Here is a 2,385-nt window from a genome sequence, read left to right as displayed (position 1 = left end):
GACATGTTGATCCGCTACCTGGGAGCCGTTGCCACGGCCGCGGCGGAACACGCCGCACGCGCCGAAGCCGAGGCTCCTGCGGGCGGCACCGACCGCCAGGCACCGGCGGCCGCCGCGCCCTCGCTCCGGCCTTCGCCGCCCGAAGGTGCGAAACCACTGGTGCGGGACGTGATGGACGTACCCGCGGCCTCCCTGCGCGAAGACACGCCGTATCGGGACATCGCCCGGCTCCTCGCGCGCGAGAGGGTCGGCGCCGTGCCGGTCGTGGACGCTGAGGACCACGTGACCGGCGTCGTCTCGGAGAGCGATCTGCTGGCGAAAGTCGCCTTCGAGGCTTCCGATCACCGGCCCGGACGCATCGGGAGGCTGCGCGAGCGACGGATGCACAGCAAGGCGCTCGGCGAGACGGCCGCCGACCTGATGACGAGCCCCGCGATCACGGTGCTCCCGGGCGCGACCGTCGCGGAGGCCGCATGGCTGGCTGCTCTGTCCCGGCTCAAGCGGCTCCCGGTCACCGATGGTGCGGGCCGCCTGGTCGGCGTCGTGCGCCGCGACGCGCTTCTCCAGGCCCTCATCAGGGACGACGCAGGGATACGGGCGGAGGTCGAGGCCAGGATCGAGGCCTGTTGCCCGCCGGGAGAGCGGGCCAGGGTGGAGGTGGCCGTCCACGACGGCATCGTGGAGCTGACCGGACGCATGCCGTCCGCCACCACGGCCAGGCTGGTGGCGGAGGTGGAAGCCATCGCCGATGTCGTCGAGGTGAAGAACCTTCTCGCCGCTGTCTGACCCGGGGTTCCCCGACCGTGGTCAACGCGTGGAGTGGTGGTCCCTCGCCTCCGGGTGGTCGAGGTGGGAGGCGAGGACCGCTGCCTGGATGCGGCGCTGTACGCCCAGCTTGGCCAGCAGCCGCGAGGTGTGGTTCTTGACGGTCTTCTCCGACAGGTACAGCCTCTTGCCGATCTCACGGTTGGTCAGTCCGTCGCCGATCAGGGCGAGGATGTCCCGTTCCCGGGGCGACAGGCTCGCCATTTCGGGCGGCAGCGAAGATGTCTCTTCCGGGTCGGCCCGCAGCGACCGCATGAGACGGGCCGTGGTGGCCGGGTCGAGCATCGACTGGCCCGAGGCGACGGTGCGCACCGCCGACACCAGGTCGGAGCCCTTGATCTGCTTCAGGACGTAGCCCGAGGCACCGGCCATGATCGCGTCGAGCAGGGCGTCCTCGTCGTCGAACGAGGTCAGCATCAGACACGCGAGTTCCGGCATCCGGCTGCGCAGCTCGCGGCAGACCGTGATGCCGTCGCCGTCCGGCAGGCGCACGTCCAGCACGGCCACATGCGGGCGCAGGGCCGGTCCCCGGACAAGGGCGTGTTCCGCGGTGTCGGCGTCGCCCACCACCGTGATGTCCGGTTCGGCGTCGAGCAGGTCGGTCACGCCACGGCGTACGACCTCGTGGTCGTCCAGCAGGAACACACGAATCGGGTTCTGCTCCGTGAACGTGCTTGTCTCGGTCATGGCGATCCCTCGGTCCCTGGGAGGACAGACGGCGAGCTGCCCACGAAGCCGATCGTCGCCCACGGGCGACGAACGTACTAGGGCCGACCGGGTCCCATTGACCGTTGACGGGCAGACCGGGGGCGGCGCGCACCGCCTACCGCACGCTCGGCTCCCGGGTGAGGTCGAAGTCCACGTCCACCACTCCCTCGACGGCCCGTACCAGGCGCGCGGCCACGGGGACCATGGCCGTGTCGCGGACCTTGCCGGTCAACGTGGCAACGCCGTCGTGAACATCCACCTGGATCGCCGAGGACGTCAGCGGGAAGAGGCACGCCACGATGTCACGCCGGATCTCCTCGGCGATGTCCTCGTCGTCACGCAGGAAGACCTTGAGCAGGTCGGCGCGGCTGATCATGCCCGTCAGCACACCGGATCCGTCGACCACGGGCAGCCGCTTGACCTTCTCGCGTGCCATGATCCGCGCGGCCTCGGCCAGGGTGGCGTTCGCATCGACGGTGACGGCGGGCGAGGTCATCAGGTCCCCTGCGGTGAGCGCACCGGCCTTCGCCATGTCGGCGGGTCGGCGCAGTACTGCATAGCCGCCTTCAGGACTGTCCCGGAGTTCCTCCGTGGGCAGCAGGTCGGCCTCGGAGACCACGCCGACGACCCGCCCCTCGCCTTCGAGCACGGGCAGCGCGCTGACCCCCCGGTCCTGCATCATCTCCACGATGACCTTGAACGATGCCCACCGGCCGACGGAGGCGACCGTGTGGGTCATGACATCGCTGACGATGTACGGGGTGCCGTACATGGTGACCCCCTAAGATCCTCGGCGGGATGTCGTGCTCCTCCCAGCGTGTCTTGGTGTGGGAGCGGGGGGACATGGGCCCC

General features: G+C 70.2%; 3 protein-coding genes. 1 reads left to right on the top strand and 2 read right to left on the bottom strand.

Annotated features, from left to right (window positions below):
• Nucleotides 1-3: 3 nt before the first annotated feature.
• Entirely contained in the window at nucleotides 4-786 is a 783-nt protein-coding gene (locus tag ACFW2E_RS30505) for a CBS domain-containing protein (RefSeq protein WP_384470302.1), read from the top strand.
• 21 nt (nucleotides 787-807) lie between these two features.
• Here ACFW2E_RS30505 and ACFW2E_RS30500 read toward each other — a convergent pair whose 3' ends face one another.
• Nucleotides 808-1,512, bottom strand: coding sequence for a response regulator (locus ACFW2E_RS30500; RefSeq protein WP_384470300.1), 705 nt, complete (start codon nucleotides 1,510-1,512; stop codon nucleotides 808-810).
• 136 nt (nucleotides 1,513-1,648) lie between these two features.
• The gene (locus ACFW2E_RS30495) at nucleotides 1,649-2,305 is read right to left on the bottom strand and encodes a CBS domain-containing protein (RefSeq protein ID WP_384470299.1); all 657 of its coding nucleotides are present in this window, start codon (nucleotides 2,303-2,305) and stop codon (nucleotides 1,649-1,651) included.
• Between the last annotated feature and the right edge of the window lie 80 nt (nucleotides 2,306-2,385).

The sequence above is a fragment of the Streptomyces sp. NPDC058964 genome (genome assembly GCF_042741275.1).
GTDB lineage: Bacteria > Actinomycetota > Actinomycetes > Streptomycetales > Streptomycetaceae > Streptomyces.
Note: the sequence above shows the minus strand (reverse complement) of the source record. Positions and strands in the feature narration are given on the sequence as shown.